This is a genomic window from Sphingosinicella sp. SM1-17 (assembly GCF_056821765.1).
Window position 1 is genome coordinate 3,015,374 of sequence record NZ_JBPDIO010000001.1, and the last position, 15,474, is coordinate 3,030,847.

The 15,474-nt window shown below is 64.4% G+C and carries 17 protein-coding genes; 11 read left to right on the forward strand and 6 right to left on the reverse strand.

Annotated elements, in window-relative coordinates; genetic code table 11:
- The 5 genes from rapZ to ACRYLT_RS15145 all read left to right on the forward strand — a co-directional run bounded on the left by rapZ (position 1) and on the right by ACRYLT_RS15145 (position 2,972).
- A complete protein-coding gene (gene rapZ / locus ACRYLT_RS15125; protein WP_482665462.1) occupies positions 1 to 948 on the forward strand; it encodes an RNase adapter RapZ in 948 nt (315 codons plus the stop codon).
- A gap of 4 nt (positions 949 to 952) precedes the next feature.
- Positions 953 to 1,360, forward strand: a complete 408-nt coding sequence (locus ACRYLT_RS15130) for a PTS sugar transporter subunit IIA (protein WP_482664910.1) — start codon at positions 953 to 955, stop codon at positions 1,358 to 1,360.
- Between the two features lies 1 nt (position 1,361).
- Positions 1,362 to 1,631 carry an HPr family phosphocarrier protein gene (locus tag ACRYLT_RS15135; protein WP_482664911.1) on the forward strand — a complete coding sequence of 90 codons (270 nt, stop codon included), beginning with the start codon at positions 1,362 to 1,364 and terminating at the stop codon, positions 1,629 to 1,631.
- A 4-nt stretch (positions 1,632 to 1,635) separates the two neighbouring features.
- The gene (locus ACRYLT_RS15140; protein WP_482664912.1) at positions 1,636 to 2,439 is read left to right on the forward strand and encodes a TrmH family RNA methyltransferase; all 804 of its coding nucleotides are present in this window, start codon (positions 1,636 to 1,638) and stop codon (positions 2,437 to 2,439) included.
- Positions 2,440 to 2,564: 125 nt separating this feature from the next.
- Positions 2,565 to 2,972 carry a hypothetical protein gene (locus tag ACRYLT_RS15145; protein ID WP_482664913.1) on the forward strand — a complete coding sequence of 136 codons (408 nt, stop codon included), beginning with the start codon at positions 2,565 to 2,567 and terminating at the stop codon, positions 2,970 to 2,972.
- A 14-nt stretch (positions 2,973 to 2,986) separates the two neighbouring features.
- Here ACRYLT_RS15145 and ACRYLT_RS15150 read toward each other — a convergent pair whose 3' ends face one another.
- The gene (locus ACRYLT_RS15150) at positions 2,987 to 4,369 is read right to left on the reverse strand and encodes a DNA recombination protein RmuC (RefSeq protein WP_482664914.1); all 1,383 of its coding nucleotides are present in this window, start codon (positions 4,367 to 4,369) and stop codon (positions 2,987 to 2,989) included.
- Positions 4,370 to 4,468: 99 nt separating this feature from the next.
- Between ACRYLT_RS15150 and ACRYLT_RS15155 the strand changes: the two genes are divergently transcribed.
- Together ACRYLT_RS15155 and ACRYLT_RS15160 are read left to right on the forward strand one after the other, a co-directional pair.
- Positions 4,469 to 4,924 (forward strand): hypothetical protein, encoded by a 456-nt coding sequence (locus tag ACRYLT_RS15155; RefSeq protein WP_482664915.1) that lies wholly within the window; start codon positions 4,469 to 4,471, stop codon positions 4,922 to 4,924.
- A gap of 31 nt (positions 4,925 to 4,955) precedes the next feature.
- Positions 4,956 to 5,399, forward strand: coding sequence for a GFA family protein (locus tag ACRYLT_RS15160; protein ID WP_482664916.1), 444 nt, complete (start codon positions 4,956 to 4,958; stop codon positions 5,397 to 5,399).
- Positions 5,400 to 5,401: 2 nt separating this feature from the next.
- On the opposite strand, the gene ACRYLT_RS15165 is transcribed toward ACRYLT_RS15160, so the two are convergent.
- The 4 genes from ACRYLT_RS15165 to ACRYLT_RS15180 all read right to left on the reverse strand — a co-directional run bounded on the left by ACRYLT_RS15165 (position 5,402) and on the right by ACRYLT_RS15180 (position 10,280).
- Positions 5,402 to 5,740, reverse strand: coding sequence for a thioredoxin family protein (locus ACRYLT_RS15165; protein ID WP_482664917.1), 339 nt, complete (start codon positions 5,738 to 5,740; stop codon positions 5,402 to 5,404).
- Positions 5,741 to 5,758: 18 nt separating this feature from the next.
- Positions 5,759 to 6,079, reverse strand: a complete 321-nt coding sequence (trxA, locus tag ACRYLT_RS15170) for a thioredoxin (RefSeq protein ID WP_482664918.1) — start codon at positions 6,077 to 6,079, stop codon at positions 5,759 to 5,761.
- 51 nt (positions 6,080 to 6,130) lie between these two features.
- Positions 6,131 to 9,526 carry a double-strand break repair helicase AddA gene (gene addA / locus ACRYLT_RS15175; RefSeq protein WP_482664919.1) on the reverse strand — a complete coding sequence of 1,132 codons (3,396 nt, stop codon included), beginning with the start codon at positions 9,524 to 9,526 and terminating at the stop codon, positions 6,131 to 6,133.
- Positions 9,527 to 9,728: 202 nt separating this feature from the next.
- Positions 9,729 to 10,280 carry a methylated-DNA--[protein]-cysteine S-methyltransferase gene (locus ACRYLT_RS15180; protein ID WP_482664920.1) on the reverse strand — a complete coding sequence of 184 codons (552 nt, stop codon included), beginning with the start codon at positions 10,278 to 10,280 and terminating at the stop codon, positions 9,729 to 9,731.
- Positions 10,281 to 10,383: 103 nt separating this feature from the next.
- On the opposite strand from ACRYLT_RS15180, the gene ACRYLT_RS15185 reads away from it, so the two are divergent.
- Positions 10,384 to 10,611 carry a hypothetical protein gene (locus ACRYLT_RS15185; protein ID WP_482664921.1) on the forward strand — a complete coding sequence of 76 codons (228 nt, stop codon included), beginning with the start codon at positions 10,384 to 10,386 and terminating at the stop codon, positions 10,609 to 10,611.
- On the opposite strand, the gene ACRYLT_RS15190 is transcribed toward ACRYLT_RS15185, so the two are convergent.
- Complete coding sequence (locus ACRYLT_RS15190) at positions 10,608 to 11,585, reverse strand: PilZ domain-containing protein (protein ID WP_482664922.1); 978 nt, start codon at positions 11,583 to 11,585, stop codon at positions 10,608 to 10,610. The two genes, ACRYLT_RS15185 and ACRYLT_RS15190, sit on opposite strands and share 4 nt — an antisense overlap.
- A gap of 359 nt (positions 11,586 to 11,944) precedes the next feature.
- On the opposite strand from ACRYLT_RS15190, the gene ACRYLT_RS15195 reads away from it, so the two are divergent.
- The 3 genes from ACRYLT_RS15195 (at position 11,945) to ACRYLT_RS15205 (ending at position 15,426) form a co-directional block, all read left to right on the forward strand.
- Positions 11,945 to 12,355 carry a hypothetical protein gene (locus tag ACRYLT_RS15195; protein ID WP_482664923.1) on the forward strand — a complete coding sequence of 137 codons (411 nt, stop codon included), beginning with the start codon at positions 11,945 to 11,947 and terminating at the stop codon, positions 12,353 to 12,355.
- Between the two features lie 171 nt (positions 12,356 to 12,526).
- Positions 12,527 to 13,372 carry a hypothetical protein gene (locus tag ACRYLT_RS15200; protein WP_482664924.1) on the forward strand — a complete coding sequence of 282 codons (846 nt, stop codon included), beginning with the start codon at positions 12,527 to 12,529 and terminating at the stop codon, positions 13,370 to 13,372.
- Positions 13,373 to 13,479: 107 nt separating this feature from the next.
- The gene (locus ACRYLT_RS15205; protein WP_482664925.1) at positions 13,480 to 15,426 is read left to right on the forward strand and encodes a S9 family peptidase; all 1,947 of its coding nucleotides are present in this window, start codon (positions 13,480 to 13,482) and stop codon (positions 15,424 to 15,426) included.
- The last annotated feature ends 48 nt before the right edge of the window (positions 15,427 to 15,474 follow it).

Below are 15,474 nucleotides of genomic sequence, written 5' to 3' on the forward strand. Positions count from 1 at the left end.
ATCTCCACGCCGAAGCGGATACTGCTCGTCACTGGCCTATCCGGTGCCGGAAAGTCGACCGTGCTCAAGACCCTGGAGGATCTGGGCTGGGAAAGCGTCGACAACCTCCCGCTGTCGCTGCTCAACCGGCTTCTCTCGACTCCGCCCTCGGCTGGAATGGAGCAGGAGCGATCCCTTGCGATTGGCCTCGACAGCCGCACGCGCGGCTTCGACGCCGAAAAGATCGTCAGGCAGATCAAGCAGTTGGGGCGCGACCACGATTATAGCGTGGAAACACTCTATCTTGAGTGCGACAGCCAGGAACTGCTTCGGCGCTATTCCGAAACGCGGCGGCGTCATCCGCTAGCGCCGGACCGGCCCGCAACCGACGGGATTGCCGAAGAGCGCGAGATGATGATCCCGCTCAAGCGGTGGTCGGATCATGTCATCGACACGACCGACACCGATTCGAATCTGCTTCGCCAGCAGATCCGCAGCCGCTTCGGCGGCGACTCCCATGACGCCCCTACCCTTACGGTCATGTCCTTCGGCTTCGCCAGAGGACTTCCCCGGAATGCGGATCTCGTCTTCGACATGCGCTTCCTTCGCAACCCTCATTGGGAGAAGGACCTTCGCGCTCTCACCGGTCTCGACCGAGGAGTCTGCGACTATATTGCTGCAGACGTGGCCTATGATGAGGCGGTTGCCCGGATTGAGGATCTGCTGATCGCCCTCCTCCCGCGATACCGGGCAGAGGGAAAATCCTATGTGTCCATCGCCTTCGGCTGTACCGGGGGAAGACACCGGTCGGTTCACGTCGCCGAACGCGTCGCTGCACGGTTGCGTGAAGCGGGATTTTCGCCCACGATAGAGCATCGCGACCTCGCCACGCCGCCGCGGGACGGCATCGAGCGATCCGCAGGGGCATCAGTTTCGTCAGCGACAGGGGCGGACGACTTTTCAAGGTGAATAGATGATTGGTTTGGTGCTGGTGACACATGGCCGACTCGCGGCCGAATTCGTCGTCGCCATGGAGCATGTGGTCGGCCCGCAGGAGCGGATCGAGCCGATCTGTATCGGGCCGGACGATGACATGGAGGCCAGGCGGGACGATATCGCCAGGGCCATTGCCAAGGTCGACGACGGCAGCGGCGTAATCGTCCTGACCGACCTGTTCGGGGGGACTCCGTCCAATCTCGCGATCTCGCTGATGAAGACGGAGCGGATCGAGGTCATTGCCGGCGTCAACCTGCCGATGCTGATCCGGCTCGAGGGCGCGCGCAAGACCATGGAGGTCAAGGCCGCGGTCGCCGCGGCGCGCGAGGCCGGCCGCAAATATATCTCGGTGGCCTCGGAAATCCTTGGAGAGGCGGCGGCCTGACGTGGTGAGCCGAACCGTCGAGTTGCGCAACAAGCGCGGTCTGCATGCACGAGCCAGCGCCAAGTTCGTGACCCTTGCCTCCCAGGTGGATGCTCAGATCGAGGTTGAGAAGGACGGCAGCAAAGTCTGCGGTACGTCGATCATGGGCCTGATGATGCTCGGCGCTGCCTGCGGCGACAGCATCACCATCCATGCCAGCGGGTTTGGCGCGGAACAGGCGGTCGAGAAGCTTGCCGAACTCGTCGAGGCCAAGTTCCACGAGGATCAATGAGGCGGTGGCGCGGCAGATCACGGCCTTCTCCAACCCGCTCGTCAAGCAGGCGCGCAGCCTGAGAGAGAAGAAGCACCGGCGCCGCGAGGGTCTCTTTCTTGCGGAGGGGCTGCGAATCCTGACCGAGGCGCGCGAGGCGGGCCGGATGCCGGAAATCCTGTTCTTCAGCGGCGACTCCAGGCACCCGCTGCTGACGACGCTGATCGATGCGACGGAGTCGAGCGGCGGCGAGGCGGTGGAGACAACCGGAGACATACTCCACAAGATCTCCGGCAAGGAAAATCCGCAGACCGTGATCGGAGTTTATCGCGCCTTCGACACCAGCCTGCAGGCGCTCGACCGGTCGGCCGGGCCGATCTGGATCGTGGCTCAATCTCTCCGCGATCCAGGAAATCTTGGCACCATTCTTCGAACTGGCGATGCGGTCGGTGCCGGTGGCCTGATTCTGATCGATGATTGCGCCGATCCCTTCTCGGTGGAAGCGGTGCGCGCTTCGATGGGCGCCCTTTTCACGCAGCGGATCGCCCAGGCCGACTGGCACGACTTTCTCTCCTGGCTTCGCTCCGGGACGGGCCAGCTGGTCGGAACGTCGCTTCGGGCAAGCGTCGATTATCGGCTTCCAACATATCAGGCGCCCACCTTCATTCTCGTCGGCAACGAGTCGCAGGGCCTCCCTCCCGACTATGAGACGACTTGCGACCTGCGCGTGAAGATTCCGATGCTTGGCAAGGCCGACAGCCTCAACGCCGCGGTCGCCACAGCCGTGATCGCCTATGAGGTGCTCCGCCAGCGATCCCCTGTGGATTGACGTCGACGAGGTCGCCCCAAGGTTTGGGCGCAGATTGCGTCCTTAGTGGCCTACCACGACGACACGCCAGGAGAGCTTCGTTGCGCAGCCGATCGAATTGGAACCACCAAATCGCTGAAGCGCTGATGCGCCTCATGAAACGCGTTCGAGTCACCATGCCCCGCTGGCCCGCTTATGTGATGGGCGCCTTTGCAGCCGCCTGCGCTTATCCGGCCGTTACGACCCCGCACCCCCAGGCCGAAAGCTACCGTGCGCTCGGGCAGGAGCCGGGCTGGACCCTGGCCATCGGCCAGGGCCGGATCGACTATCTTGGCGACTATGGCGAAACTCGGATCAGCGTTCCGCGACCCGAATCACGGCCAGGCTTCAACGGTCGCCGCTACCAGACCGAACGATTGACGGTCGACATCACCTACAGCCGGTGCAACGATTCGATGAGCGGCCATGGTTACGAACATCAGGTGATGGTGATCGCCGAGAACTCGACGGTACGCGGCTGCGGCGGCGCCCGGCGGCCGGACTGGGACGTCTGAGCACCGCCCACCGATCAGGCGGATCCCGCGGCGTCCCCGACCAGCTTCGTTAGCGGCCGCGGCGAAGATTCGATCATCGGCATGGGTTCGATCTCCTTGGCGCCGCTCGAAACGTCCAGAGCTTCGAATCTCTTGGCCTGGGTCATGACCTGACTTTCAAGGCTTCCGACAAAGGCGTTGTAGGACCCCGTCGCGAGTTCGAGATTGCGTCCAAGCCGTGCGACATGTCCTCCCATGGTCGCAAGCCGCGAGTGAAGCTCCTTGCCGAGCCTCGCGATCTCGGCCGCCTCCTCGGCCAGCCGCTCCTGCCGCCACACGCTCGCAACCGTTCGGGCGATGGCAACAAGATTGGTGGGTGTCGCAAGAAGGACGCGCCGCTCGAACGACCATTCCCAAAGTCGATCATCCTGCTCCAGGGCGGCAGTGAGGAAGTGCTCGCCGGGAATGTAGAGGATCACATAATCGGCCGAGTCGCCGAACTGCTCCCAATAATTTTTCGAACCGAGTTGCTGGGCATGGTTGCGAATGGCCGCAGCATGGGCCTTCAGATGTGCCAAGCGAGCCGCTTCGTCCACCTCCTCGCTCGCGTCGAGATAGGCATTCAACGAGCATTTGGCGTCGATGATCAGCTTCCGACCACCGGGCAGACGCACGACCACGTCCGGACGCAGACGCCCATCCGCCGTGTCGACCGATACTTCCGATCGAAAGTCGGCGTGGGCCGAAAGCCCAGCCTGCTCGAGAACGTTGCGAAGAGACTGCTCGCCCCAGCGGCCACGCGCCTTGGGGCTGGCGCGGAGGGCGTTGACCAGACGCGCCGTCTCGTCCCGGACCTGGGTATGCCCGGCATGAAGCAGCTTCACCGCCTCGCGAAGCGACTCGTAGCTGCCGACCCGCTCCTTCTCGACCTGCTTCAGCTCGTCCTCGTAGCGCTTCAGAGTCGCTTCGACCGGCTGCAACAAAGCCTTCAACTGCTGCTCGCTCTTCTCACTTGCCTGGTTGAACCGAGCATCGGCGCGCTCGAGAAACTGCTTCTGCGCCTCGCTCAACAGCTTGGCACCGACCTCATGGAACTGGGCGGTGAGCGCCTCCTTGGCTTCCACCAGCTCCTTCATCCGAGCTTCGAAATTGCGGGCGTCTGCCTGCCGCTCAGCCAGCTGCCGAAGCGCCTGATCTCGCTCGCCTAACGCTTCCGCCAAGGCGGTCCGGAGCTGCTCGGCCGCTTTGGATCGCTCCTCGGCCGCGGCGTGGGCCCTTTCCGCCTCGCCACATCGCGTGCGCAATCGCTCGCACTCGGCGCTGAGAGGCTGTGCCTGCCGGACTGCCGCCATCCAGCCAAGCGCCAGCCCGACGATCAAGGCACCGATCGCGACAACGATCGCAACGAGCGGATCCATTCATCAACTCCCACGGAACGAAGCGCGAACCTAGATGATGCGCAACCGTCGCTCAAGCGGAGTTGGGGAACGGTGTCCGTTTCGGTGCGCTATAGGGGCATGAAGGACGCTTTCCTGCTGCTTGCCGCCGTCGCCTGCTCCTTCCTGGCCGGATGCCAGCGCGAAACCTCGGATCCCGCCTCTGCCAATGCGGCGAATGCCACGTCGGAAGCGCTGCCGAACGCCGACATCGACGCGTCGCTGGAAGCGCTGGGACCGACCAATGCTTCCAATGCAGTGCCGCGCTTCGTGGGACGATGGGCGGTGGATCAGGCCTCCTGCGCCAGCTCGGCCTGGGAGTTCACCGAATCACGCCTGGCGACTCCCGCCGGGTCGGTCTGCCAGTTCGAGACGGTTAGAGAGGTCGCCGGCGGCTATGACATAGATGCCCAGTGCACGGCGGAAGCTCCCGAGCGTGAGGACCTGCTCCAGCTTCGCTTTTCCGAATCGAACGACGGGATGTCGTTCCAATCCGAAACCATCGCCGACGCCGGGCTCGAGGCCTGCCCACGTTGATCCTGGCTGTCCTTCAGTCAAGCAATCGAGCATGTCGGCAAGACTGATTGGCGGCTGCGGCTGCGGAGCCGTGCGGTTCGAGCTCAGGAGCGAACCGTTCGACGCGGGCTGGTGCCACTGTTCTACCTGCCGGCGTCTCTCCGGAGCCCCAGCATGTGCGTTCGCCACTGTTCCGGTCGAAGATTTCGTGATCAAGCAGGGAGAGGAACGGCTCGGAACCTTTCGATCCTCGAGCTTCGGTCACCGCCGCTTCTGCCGGGACTGCGGCGCTCAACTGACGATCCAGGTCGATCATCAACCGGAAACGGTCGACTTTCCGATCGGATCGCTTGACGATCCGGATTCGGTCCCGCCGGGATTTCACATCTTCCATTCCAACAAGGTGGCATGGTTCGAGACTGCGGACGATCTGCCTCGGCACAGTCGCTTCCGTCCGAACACCAGAGGGCTCAGCGGCACCGAGCCGCCGGAATAGGTTCAGGACTCATCCAGATGGGCCTGTAACGCCGCTTCGATCTTGCGGAGGGGCATATAGCCCTCAAGCCGAACAACCGCTTCGCTCGCCTCGAACAGGATACAGGTGGGGAGGCTGTCGACGCCGTAGCGGTTCGCCGTTTCGGGATTTCCCTCCACGTCGAGGCTCGCCACCGTCAGCCGCGCCTTCTGTCGCGCCGCCAGTGCGCGCAAGCCGGGCTTCAGCAGGCGGCACGGACCGCACCATGACGCGCCGAACGCCACAAGGGTCGGCCGTCCCGAGGCGAGGACGTCCCGATCGAAATTGGAGTCCGAAAGTATCCGGACGAACCCCGCTCCCACCTGCGTGCTTCTCGGTTGTTAGAGAACGCCTTCCAGCCAGCCCTGAATCCGGCTCTTCGGCTCGGCGCCGACTTTCGTGGCTGCTGGCTGTCCGTTCTTGAACAGGATCATGGTCGGGATGCCTCGAACCCCGAACTTGGTCGGCGCTTCGGGATTCTCGTCGATGTTGAGCTTGACGATTTCGACCCGGTCGCCGAGTTCCTCGCTCAGTTCCTCGAGCGCCGGAGCGATCATCCGGCAAGGTCCACACCATTCCGCCCAGAAATCGACGAGGACCGGCTTTGACGCGCTCAGAACTTCCTGATCGAAACTGGTGTCGGTGACGCTTCTGGTGGCCATGATAATCTCCTGAGAGGCTTTGCCGCCATGTAGGGTGCGCGAAGCGACGGCTCAACCACCCGCGGAACGATGTTGGTCGAGCAACTCCTCGGGGAGCGTGTGGAGCGTCGGACCCGCCGTATAGATCAGCGCGGCGTCGATCCGGCGCCCCGGGAAGATGGTCTGCAATGCCGATCGATACGCCGCCATCTGGCGCAGATGCGCAGCCGGAATATCCCGGATATTGGCCGGAGCGTTGCGACCGGTCTTGAAGTCCGCGACCAGAACCCGATCGTCACCAATCAGGAGACGATCGACCGTTCCGGAGACGACCACGCCTCCGCCGATGACCGCGGCAATCGGAGCCTCGGCGACCGAGCCGGGCCCGAACAAATCCGCGACCGCCGGATCATCGATAACCCGGCACGCGTCGGCGATCAGGGCCCGGCGATACTCCGAGTCATCGACGCCAGCCGAACTTTCGAGCCAGCGATCAGCAAGCCGCTCGCGCTGATCTTCGGGCACTCCCGGAAGGCGCTCGAACAGCTGATGAAGCAGCCGCCCTCGCTCGGCCGCCCGCCGCTGCTCCGGCCCCGGAGGAGGATAAGGTACATCGTCCTCGGCGATCGCCGAGGGAGCCAGAGGCCTTGGAGGCCGCTCCTCGACCGGAGCCGGTCGGGCCAGCCAATCGGGAATCTCGAACTGTCGTTCTGCCGACTTGACGGCGACCTTCCCGGATCGTTCGAGATCGCCGAACCGCATTTCCCGGCCCCAGCAACGGGATTCGCTCCAATCGCAACCGAGGCCCGACAGTGCCGCCTCGACCGCCTTGTACCAGCTGGCCTGCGGCGGACCGCTGCGGTCGCGAAGGCCGAGCGCCCCACCAACATAGAGCCTCTCCTCGGCCCGGGTCAGGGCCACGTAGAGCAAGCGCCAATGCTCTTCCCGATCGAGCTGGTCCTGATAGGCGATTCTGGAACTGAGCGGCTCCGCCATTTCCTCCTTGCGCGGACGGAATGCCGGCACTTCCACATCGCCGACCGGCAAGGCGGCAAGTCGCGCATTGGGACCACGCCGGTCCGGATCCGCGCAAGCATCGGCAAGGATGAGTACCGGCGACTGCAGGCCCTTGGAGCCGTGGACCGTCATCACCCGCACCGAGTCCCGCGGACCGGAAGGATCGCGGACGATCTCCACGTCGCCGCGAGCGAACCAGTCGAGAAACGCCTGAAGCGAGGCTGTTCCGTTGCTTTCGAACCGAAGGGCGGAGGAGAGCAGTTCCTCGATCGGATCCCGTGCCTCGGAGCCGAGCCGCTCCAGCAGTTTGCGACGCCCTTGCAGAGGTCCCGAAAGCAGGTGTTCGAAGAAAGCGTGGGGAGTCGCGAAATCCGCCAGCGCCAGGATCTCCTGCAGTCCGGAGATCGTCTCGGCAGGTGCAATGGAGGTTCGGCGGAGCTGCATCCACAAGGGTCCGGGGCGATCGGCGGCGACCGAATGAAGCTGATCCTGGGACCAGCCGAAGATCGGTGAGACGAGCAGACTTGCGAGGTTCAGATCATCGAGTGGCTGAACGGCAAAGCGCGCGGCGGCGAGCAGGTCCTGGACAGCCAGAGGCGCGGAAAGGAGCAGCCGGTCGACGCCGGCGACCGGAACGCCTTCGGCATGAAGCCGAGCGACGAGAAGCGAGGCGAGATCGCCGCGACGGCGGACGAGGACTAGGATGTCCTCCGGCCGGAGCGGCCGGTCGCGGCAGGCAAGATGAAAGGGATTGTCGAGCCATTCCCTGATCTGGCCGGCAAGTCGGGCAGCGTAGCGACGGGCGGCATCACTGATCCATCCTTCCTCACCGGCCTCCTCGGACCCGTCATCGCCGAACGGCTGCCAAAGCGTCACCGACCCCGATCGGCCAGGATCGAAGCTTTCGTGCGGGTTCGGAGGGCGGGGAAGGCCCAGGGCTTGGTAGCCGAGGTCGGCGAGGACCCGATCGACCACGGCAAGGATCTGGGGCGATGACCGGAAGCTGCGGTCGACCGAAAGGTCGAGAAAGCTGTGCTGCGCCGCTTCAGCTTCGCGGGCGAACCAGGCCCGGGCGATATCGAAGCTTTCCGGGTCCGTGCCCTGGAATCCGAAGATCGCCTGCTTGTAGTCGCCGACCGTGAAGAGCGTTCGGTGGCGCGCGCGAGCCCCTTCGCCAGCGAAGAACTCAAGGCTGAGCGCTCGAACAATGTTCCATTGGCGCTCGTTCGTGTCCTGGGCCTCGTCGACAAGAATGTGGTCGGTCTGCTGGTCAAGCTTGTAGCGCACCCAGTCACCCATTCCGGGCGTGAGCAACAGCCGCTCCGTCCATCGAATCAGATCGTCGAAATCCACCGCTCCGGCGGCGCTCTTCGACTCGCCATAAGCCGCCGCGAAGCTCTGGCCGGCGCGCAGCCCAGCCGCCAGCGTCGAGACCATCCCGGCCACTGCCCGGATCCGCAGGAGCCGGCTGCAGCATTCGAAGGCCGATCGGGCCAGGTCGGCATAATCAGCGTCCTGTGGGGCTTGTCCCTTCCCGAAGCTTCGGAGCTCGCCCCCCGCGGTTGCCCAGACGGCATGCAGAGTCTCCAGCAGCGCCGCCCTTTCCGGCGGGTCCGCCGCAAGCCAGCGCCTGCAGATATCGGCGCGATCGACACCGCTCTTGGTGGCCCATTGGCCGTTCAGCAGAGCGATCCGGGTCAAGCCCTGAACGTCGAACATCTCGTCGCAGCACTGGCGAGCAATCGCGTCCTCGACTTCGCCCAGCGGCAGGTCGAAGGCGTGGCGCAGCCGGGCTTCGATCCCCTCACGGGAGCCCAGCGCCGCAAGCGCATCCGGAGCTCGAGCGCAGGCCATGAGAAAGGCCTCGGCACCGCCCTCCCCCAGACGCAGGCTCAGCGCCTGAACATCTCGAACCAGCGAGTGATCGCCCTGTTCTTCGGCACGGACCAGCAAGTCGGCCAGCGTCGACCGAGCGAGCATCTTCTCTTCGCGTTCCTCGAGCGGACGAAAGCCCGGTATCAGTCCCGCCTCGGCCGGAAAGGATGCGAGCAGCGCCTGAGCGAAGGCGTGGATCGTCTGTATCCGTAAGCCGCCTCCGGTGGATTCGAGTACTCGAGCGAAGAGCGTTCGGGCGCGCTCGCGCATCTCCGCTCCCGGATCCTCGGCAAGGGCCAGCAGCTCACGCCCCAGATCGACGTCCTTCAGCCTCACCCAGTGCGCCAGTCGAGCATGGATGCGCTCAGCCATCTCCGCCGCTCCGGCCTTGGTGAAAGTCAGGCAGAGGATCGACGCCGGATCGACCCCCGCGAGCAGCAGACGCAGGACACGGGCGGTGAGCACATGAGTCTTGCCGGTCCCGGCGGACGCCGACAGCGCCGCGTGGTTGGTCGGGGACGAAGCGCGTAGCTGGTCGCCCTGAAGGATGGCGAGGGGACTCAGGCGAAGGGACATCCGCCCCTTGCTACACAGTGCGGGTGGGATTCGAAACCGCGCCCCTCGAAGCCCGCCACCAACTCAGAAAATCAACGCTCCGGCAACGAATGCCGCGGCCGCGATCATCCAGTCACGCGTCTGCATGCCCTTGATGAAATCCATCGCATCCTCCTCTGACGGAACCAGGTGTTCTATCGATATAATACACAACTGGTCCGCTTCAAGCTTGAGGAGGTGAGAAAAGCGGCAGCGAGTCGACGGCGAGCGCGCCCTCGATCTCGAGCAGTCTGAGCTTGGTGGCGGTACCGCCCGGTGCCGAGAAGCCGCCCATCCGACCGTCCGCGGCCGTGATCCGATGACAAGGCACCACGATCGGCCACGGATTGCGGCCGAGCGCCTGGCCGACGGCCCGCGCCCGTTCGGGGACGCCCAGTCGAGTCGCGACCTCGCCGTAGGTGCGAGTGCGCCCGGCCGGGATCGCCTGGGCAACGGCGTAAACAGCGGATTCGAACTCGCTCACGATCGAAAGGTCCAGAACGACATTCGAAAAGTCGCGAACGCTGCCGCTCAAGTGCATCTTCAGATGCTCGATCAACTCGGCGACGGCTGGCGGCGGTGAAAGAGGTTGCAGAGTCGATGAACGACGGCTCAGTCGGGCGACGAGCCGCTGCTCGTCATCAGGAAGCTGAACGCCGAGAAGGCCGTTGCCCCCCCAGGCAACACCACAGGTGCCGATCTGCGTTCCGAACAAGGTGAATCCGCCAGTGTCCATCGGTCCAGTCTAGAAGTTCGGGCGTTCGCCGTCTCCCCCGCACGGCTGTTCACTTTGCCCGTGGATCGGGTAAGGGCGGCGAGAGCACGGAAGGAACGGAAACATGTCCCGCGAACCCAGCTATCCCGAAGACGCGCCGGTCGGCGAAGGCACCGAAGCCGCCCCCGAGGCGAAGGAAGGGGAGTCCGAGGCCAAGGCCGAACCCAGGCGCTCCCGGCATCTTGTCACCGGAGCCGCCATCGGCATCGGCTCTGCGGCACTCGTCGCTGCCCTCCTCTACGCAAACCGATCGCGCAAGAACGACAACAAGAACGACAAGAAGTCGTCCTAGGAACAGCCGCGCGGCAATTCGGACGCCGCCGTTGCGAGGATCCGCTCCAGCACCGCCGGGTGGAGCGGCTGGGTGAATTCGCAGGTGAAGCGATAGCCGTCGATCGCGATGATCCGTGCCGGCCACCCCTCAAGTCCGGGCAGAACGATCCACAGCAGTGTGCCGAGACGCAGCGGGGCGAAGGACTCGAATTCGACGGTCCGGGTGGTGAGAGCCGCCACTTCGATCGACCAGCGCCTCATGCCTTCCCGAACACGTGCCGGAAGGTTGAGCTGCACGCTGCTTGGAGCTGGACCCGCAGGGCTCTCCGGCGCCTCTGCCGGCGGCGGCGGAGCGAAGTCGGGCGGCGGCGCATCGCGACGCACCCGAAGCCAGGGCATCAACTCCTGCCAACTGAGCTCAGGCTGGAAGGCGATCCCAACAGTGCTTCCGCGTTTCCATCGAACCACGGCCTCGATGGGCCGCAGGCCGTCCGGGGTGATCGTGACCCGTTGCTCGGGCTTGAGTGGAAGAGTCGTTTCGATCTTCGCGCCGCCCTGCGCGATATCCCGGGTGGTGACCAGTTCGGTTCGCGATCCCGTCTCGAGCAACGCCGGACAGGCAATCTCGACCCGCGGCATTCTACGCCGCTCGCCCGGCTGGCTCGCGAGATTGCGGGCCAGGATCGGAAGGACATCGATCGTTGCCTCGAACCGCAGCCCGACTTCCGAGCCGCTCCGCCATAGCACGGATCCATGAAGGAGCTGACCATCCTCCAGTTCCAGTTCGAGCCGCTCACCCTCCCCGACCGGCATGTCGACGTGAAGGACGGCACCGCCGGCACTGATCTTCCGGATCGAGCAAATCTGCCGGATCGATCCAAACACGACCGATCCCGGCTGGAGAACCGAGGGATCTGCCTCCTCCAGCATTTCGTCGATCACCGGCACGTCGCCGGACAGCGAATAGACCGTGTCTAACAGACCTGCCTCCAAAGCCCGGGCCGAGTTTCCCGCCCTTTTCGGTCCGCAAGTCTTTACGTTCCCCTAACCGAATTCTGTTTCGCGCGCGGAGCCGCCTTGAAACGCCGCGTTTTGCCGCGCTTCGGGCGATCGCATATTGGGAACGGCGAGATCCTGGTTGAGGTCAGGGCTGTTGACGACGGCCCGAACGTTCTGGCCGTTACAATGCCAGTGCCGATCTTCCAGCCCGGTGCACGCCTCCGAGAGGCCGCTAGGATATCCGTCGAACCCTTTCTCCGGATGCGAAGTTTGCGCCCCGGATCGTTAACCATCAGTGATAATCATGTTAGGTTGACACTCTCCGGCCGATGCCGAGTTCCGAAGGAGAGGTCATGAACAGGCTGTTTGCCCTTGCAATTGGTGCCCCGATGGTCCTGATCGGGGCCGCCTATCCCGAAACAATCAGACATTCCGAATCGTCGCTCATCGAACAGCAGGCGCCGACAAGCTATCGACCGTGCCGACCCGGACGGGGCGACGACCGCTGTATCCAGCTCTACGAACCTGGCGTCCGGGCGGCCTATGCCCGCTGGCAGCGCGAGCGCGTCCATCAGTCACCAAGCCGTGTCGCCATCGCCGCTCCGGTCGAGAAAGCGGCTTCGCCGCGACGGCATCGCCACGACGTGGCCAGCAACCTCGAGCGCTGCATCGATGAGGCCCATGGAAGCCCCGCCCGGAGCGAGGCGATTCAGAGCGAGCCGCCCCTCCGTCGCGAAGGCGAACCGGAAGCGCTGGGGATGTGACCGAACCGACGGCCGGAACTTAGCGGCTGGTCGAGAATTCTTGTCGGGACTGCCGCCGGAGAGGCGGCGGACCGTTCATGCTGAACATGAAGGATGAACGAGCGTGGGGGCGTCCGACCCGGTCCTTCGCATGCCTTGGGCAAGCGGAACCGGAGTAAGAAGGAGGCTCAGATGAAAGCTTTGCTAGTTGCAGCGACGGCGCTGACCATGACGGGATCGGCCCTCGCCTATCAGACCGACACGACCACCGGCACAATGCCGACGACCAGTGGCGCAATGCCGACGACCGCCGGCAGCACCGTCACCGTGGACCCGACCATGGCGCTGACCCCACCGGCCAGCTGGACTCCAGAGCAGAGGGCGCTGTGGCAGCAGCACATGGCCTATATTCCGCCGTCCTGGACCAGCGCCCAGCGCTCGGCCTTCGAGGCCATGATGGCGGTTCCGCCCGCGCAATGGACTGCCGAGCAGCGGGCGCTCTGGAACTCGCGCCTGGCGGCGCTGCCTTCGACCTGGACCGCCGAGCAGCGGTCGGCGTATCAGCAGCAGCTCGCGATGTATCAGACGCCCTGGATGGCGCCGCATCATCACACTGCCTCTTCGGACCGCATTCATGAGCCGAGCAACGCCAATCCGGAGCGGGATGCCCGCGGCATCGCCGTGATCTCCGCTCCGGCCGTGGTTCCCGCCGGCTACAATGGAGTGCCCGCCACGGCCATGGGCGGTCCGCAGCTCGACGCTTCCGGCAACGAGCTAGCAGACCCCTCCTATCCGCCATGCAGTGCCACCGTGACCGACAATTGCATCCAGCTGTACGAGCGAGGCGTTCGGGCGTCGCTGGCCAGCTGGAACCGCTCTGCCGGTGGACTGACCGCCACTAGCGGCATGGGAGGCCCTTACGAGGAGGGCAATGACAACACGCGCGAAGACGACGCGCTCGACATCGACAATCGTTCGGACGGCTCGATCGACGTCGATGGCGATCTTGACGGCGACGGCGACAACGACATCGAATGACCTGAGGCCTCCCTCCTCCCCCGTCAAGGAGGAGGGAGGCTCTTCTCCTTGACCTGCTGCGGCGTCGCTCCGAAAGAAGGAAGACAATCCTTCGATCGGGAGTTCCGATGCGCCGCTTCCTTCTCTCCTGCTGTTTTCTGCTGACCGCCTCCCCGATTGCCGCCCAGACGCCGGCTCCCGATGTGCGCCAGATCGGCACCGCCCGCCTCGAGAATGTTCCGGAGATCCCTGCCGAAGTCCGAGCGGCAGTCCAGCGTTACCAGAACTATCGCGAAGCGCGCTTCCAGGACTGGCTGAGCAATGGCGCGATCCTCATCACGACGCGCTTTGGTGCAACCACCCAGATCCACCTTGTCGATGCACCAGAAGACGCCCGACAGCAGCTGACCTTCCACGACGAGCCGGTCGCGGCCGCCTGGGCGATCCCCAATTCGCCAGCGTTCGTCTACAGCCGTGACACAGGCGGCGACGAGTGGTTTCAGCTTTATTCGCGTAACGTGACCGGAGGTGTCACGCGCCAGCTATCGGAACCGGGCACTCGTAATCAGGCCCCCGTCTTCAGCAAGGACGGCCGCATCATGGCCTGGTCCCGGGCAAGTCGCGGATCGGCCGACTATGCCATCATGATCGCCAACCCGCGCGACCCATCGACCCGGCGGGTCGCCTGGCAGGGAAGCGGTGCCGTCGTCCCTGCCGACATTTCCGACGATGGCCGCCATATCCTCCTCAGCCGAAGCCTCTCCAACCGAGAGAACCGGCTGCTCCTGCTCGACCTGAACTCAGGCGAGGCTCGCGAGCTCGCCTGGTCTGTCTCGACCCCCGCCCGTTATGAAGAGCCGCGATTCGCCCGCGGAGGCCGGTCGATCCTCGCCATCAGCGACGCCGAAAGCGATGTGCCTCGACTCGTCGAAATCGAGGTCGAAAGCGGTCGCCGCACTTACGTCACTCCGGAAATGCGGTGGGGCATCGAGGATTACGACCTTTCGGATGATGGCCGCCTGCTCGCTTACTCGGTCAATGAAGAAGGCTATTCTCGAGTTGCGCTGCTGGACTTCGTCACTCGTCGAGCGATTCCGCAGCCGCGGACGCCGCAGCAGGGCGTGCTGACCGGCCTCGATTTCTCGCCCAATGGCGAGCAGCTCGCAATCGGACTTTCGACCGCCACTTCCGCAGGCGACGTGTACACCTTCAACCTCGCCGACGGCGGCGCGCTCCAGCGCTGGACCCGGTCCGAGCTTGGCGACCTGGATCCTGCGCAGCTTGCCGAACCCGAATTGATCCGCTTTGAGAGCTTCGACGGACTTTCGGTGCCGGCCTTCGTTTACCGCCCCAAAAGTGTCCCGGCGGATGCTCGAACCCCGGTAATCATCGATATCCATGGTGGTCCGGAGTCGCAGAGCCGCCCGCAATGGAATCCCGGCGCGCAATATTTCGCCGACATTCTCGGCGCGACCGTGATCCTTCCCAATGTCCGCGGCAGCGAAGGATACGGGACCCGCTATCTCAACCTCGACAATGCCGAGAAGCGCGAGGATTCGGTTCGCGACATCGGTGCACTGCTCGACTGGATCGCCCGACAGCCCAATCTCGATCCGACCAGGGTGGCCGTCTACGGCCAGTCCTATGGCGGCTACATGTCGCTGGCTTCGATGGTACATTATAGTGATCGCCTGGTCGGCGGGGTCGAACGTTATGGGATCAGCGACTTTGCGACCTTCCTGCGCAACACCGAGGCTTATCGGCGAGACAATCGCCGCGCCGAATATGGGGACGAACGACTCCCGGCCATGCAGGCCGTGTTCGAACGAATCGCCCCGATGAACAACGTGCGTCGGATCACAAGGCCGATGCTCGTCATGCAGGGAGCCAACGATCCACGCGTGCCGCAGTCCGAATCCGACCAGATCGTCCGAGAGCTCCGGGCGAATGGCGTCGAGGCCTGGTACGTCCTCTTCGCCGACGAAGGCCACGGCTTCCTGAAGAAGCACAACAACGACTTGCGACGCGAAGTCGAAACGGTTTTCCTTAGACGGCTCTTCGAAGAGCGGCGATAGGCCCTGAGAACTGAAGGGAGGCTCAGCGCACGATCCCGGACCGCGTCA